Below are 3,091 nucleotides of genomic sequence, written 5' to 3'. Positions count from 1 at the left end.
AGAAAAACAAAATATAAAAACACTTTTTGAAAAAGATATTTCGGCTTTACAAACAAGTTTGTTCACTAAAACATTGGGCTAACAAGAAGTTTTTATCGATTTTGAAAAACTTTCGGACGGCTGTGATAAAATGTATGTATTTTCGGTCAATGCGCCAAAAGAATTGGCAGCGGTATCAAATAAATAACTAGTTACCACAATAACGGGTGCATTTGCTGGTAAGACCCCTCCCACGGGTTCCAGAATCAAAGCACAGCCGCCAGCGGCAACAATATTTGCATTCAGTATAGCAACTTTGGAAGCTGTCGTAGCATTTTGAATAAAACCTTCCCAAGTATTGCTTGGCCAATTGATTGCCATGTCGCCTGAATTTAGAGCAGTAGGGCCTACACGAAACCGAAACATTTCATTTTGTCCTTCGGGTGTACCACATGCAGCAACTAAAATGGATTCAATTTCAACACATTGCGAATATAAAGTGTTTTTCGAAATACTAAAAAAAGTTACAATCAAGAGTACACTTTTCAAATAGGAAGCAAATGGGGTCATCAATTTTATTTTTTAAAAGCCGTGCAAGGTAATTTCTTTTTTTGAATTACAGATATATGTAATTTTAAATTTGAGTTATGATTTAGACGGTGATATACGATCAATCAAATCAATAAGTCGTGAGGAATACCCCACTTCATTATCATACCACCCCACAATTTTTACCATTTTGGCAAGTACCGATGTAAGTTGGGCATCAAAAATGCAAGAATGGGTATTACCTATGATATCAATCGAAACAATCGGATCTTCGGTATACGCCAAAATTCCTTTGAGTTCGTTTGCTGCGGCACTTTTAAAACAAGCATTGATTTGATCAATGGTAACTTCGTTTTTAACGTAACAAGTAATATCGGTCAAAGAACCGTCGGGAACAGGAACTCGTATGCCGCTTCCACCAATTTTACCTTCAAATTCCGGAAAAATCTTTGTCAATGCTTTTGCCGCTCCGGTAGTAGTTGGAACGATCGATTGACTGGCACCACGGGCTCTTCGTAAATCTTTATGAGGTTGATCGTGCAAACTCTGATCGGTTGTAAAGGAATGAACCGTGGTGATGTAGGCTTGTTCAATACCGCATAATTGATGGATTACTTTGAGCATCGGTGCGGCATTATTTGTTGTACAACTAGCGTTGGAAATTATCGTTTCCGAACCGTCTAAAATCGAATCATTCACTCCTAACACGATAGTTTTTATTGCATCGTCTTCGGAAGGTGCCGACAAAATTACTTTTTTCGCACCCACAGTAATATGAGTACGAAGCTGTTGGTATGTTGTAAATTTTCCTGTACATTCTACAACAAGATCAATGTTGTGATTTTTCCACGGTAAGTGGGAAATTTCTTTTTCGTGAAAAAATAAATAAGAAGTTCCGTTTACAACTATTGCATCAGCATCGTAAGTGCATTCGTAAGGCAAAACACCGTGGATACTGTCGTATTTTATTAAATGCGCCATTGTCCGGTTATCAGCAATGTCGTTAATAGCAACCACTTCAATGGTAGGATGATTCAATAGCAGACGGAATAAATTCCTTCCAATACGTCCAAAACCGTTTATAGCAATTCTTGTTTTCAATTATTTTTGTTTCAGATTTCAAGTTTCAAGTTCTGAAACTTGAAACTTGAAACAAATTTTAAAGTATATGTTTTTGTGCTTTGTAAGAAGAACGCACCAAGGCACCACTTTCTACATGACGAAACCCTAATTCCAATCCGATTTTTTCATATTTAGCAAATTGATCTGGAGTAATGTATTCTTTCACTGGTAAGTGTTTTTTACTGGGTTGCAAATACTGACCAATCGTTACCACATCCACATTGGCATCCCTTAAATCGTGTAACGTTTGAATTACTTCTTCTTCGGTTTCACCCAATCCTAACATAATTCCCGATTTCGTCCGGTTAATGCCTTTGGCTTTCAAATAACGTAAAACTTCTAAGCTACGGTCGTACTTTGCTTGAATGCGAACTTCACGCGTCAAGCGTCTTACGGTTTCCATATTGTGGGAAACCACTTCGGGATTTGCTTCGACAATGCGGTCAATATTTCGTTCAATTCCTTGAAAATCGGGGATCAAAGTTTCTAAGGTAGTATTCGGATTCATTCTTCGGATGGCTTTTACGGTTTCAATCCAAATAATCGAACCGCCGTCTTTTAAATCATCACGATCCACGCTGGTTACCACTGCATGTTTGATGTTCATTATTTTAATCGAACGGGCCACTTTTTCGGGTTCGTCCCAATCCACTGTTTCTGGCCTCCCGGTTTTTACACCACAAAAACCGCAAGAACGCGTGCAAATATTTCCCAAAATCATAAACGTTGCAGTTCCTTCGCCCCAACATTCTCCCATATTCGGGCAACTTCCCGAAGTACAAATGGTGTTGAGTGCATATTTATCGACTAAGCCCCGAAGTTCCGTGTATTTTTGGCCAATGGGAAGTTTGACTTTTAGCCATTTTGGTTTGGCGTCGGTTCGGGCTGTATTAGGTAGTATATTGGATTCTAAAATGGTTTCCATAGATGCATTTTTTCAATGTACAAAGATACGGATATTGATTTTAAAAAAGTATTTAAATAATTCTTAAATCCTATGAATTGTAAACGACAAAACCGCAAGAAAATGAATTTTTGTGGTTTCAAGTTGAATTTGGGTACTCTATTTCTGTTCGACTACAATCGGTAAATTGTAGGCTATTCGTACTGGCTTTCCATTACAACCCATAACACTTAGATGTCGTAATAAACAGAACTAAGAGAAAACAAAATAGCCACAATAAATTGTTTTTCTTCAGTTTGTATTTATAATTTGTGATTAATTAATTTTGTGTAATGAGGGTTTCAATTCGCAGCTTGTAAATTTAAAATTGCAGAAGAAAGGAGGTTTTAAAAAAAATCGAATTAAATTACTAGCTGTGTTCAATTCATAAGTGCAACAAACTTATTATTTAGAGTTTCAATTGGACTAAGATAATTGAATTTTCTAATAGGTCTGTTATTAATTGATAATTCTACTTGTTTAATTTTTTCATTAGTT

3 protein-coding genes are annotated in these 3,091 nt (G+C 36.7%); all 3 read right to left on the bottom strand.

All coding sequences use genetic code 11. The features are described from left to right. Positions 1-78 precede the first annotated feature (78 nt). The gene (locus ACIQ2X_RS15145) at positions 79-549 is read right to left on the bottom strand and encodes a hypothetical protein (protein ID WP_396179796.1); all 471 of its coding nucleotides are present in this window, start codon (positions 547-549) and stop codon (positions 79-81) included. Positions 550-624: 75 nt separating this feature from the next. Then, a complete protein-coding gene (gene gap, locus ACIQ2X_RS15140) occupies positions 625-1,629 on the bottom strand; it encodes a type I glyceraldehyde-3-phosphate dehydrogenase (RefSeq protein WP_396179795.1) in 1,005 nt (334 codons plus the stop codon). A gap of 58 nt (positions 1,630-1,687) precedes the next feature. Then, positions 1,688-2,575 (bottom strand): lipoyl synthase, encoded by an 888-nt coding sequence (gene lipA / locus ACIQ2X_RS15135; RefSeq protein ID WP_396179794.1) that lies wholly within the window; start codon positions 2,573-2,575, stop codon positions 1,688-1,690. Positions 2,576-3,091: the final 516 nt, after the last annotated feature.

It is taken from the genome of Flavobacterium sp., from assembly GCF_044368625.1.
Lineage (GTDB): Bacteria > Bacteroidota > Bacteroidia > Flavobacteriales > Flavobacteriaceae > Flavobacterium.
This window is presented reverse-complemented; position numbering and strand designations above follow the sequence as displayed.

Coding starts and splice junctions, on each gene's coding strand:
- ACIQ2X_RS15145 (WP_396179796.1), bottom strand. CDS start 549: ATGACCCCATTTGCTTCCTATTTGAAAAGTGTACTCTTGATTGTAACT.
- lipA (WP_396179794.1), bottom strand. CDS start 2,575: ATGGAAACCATTTTAGAATCCAATATACTACCTAATACAGCCCGAACC.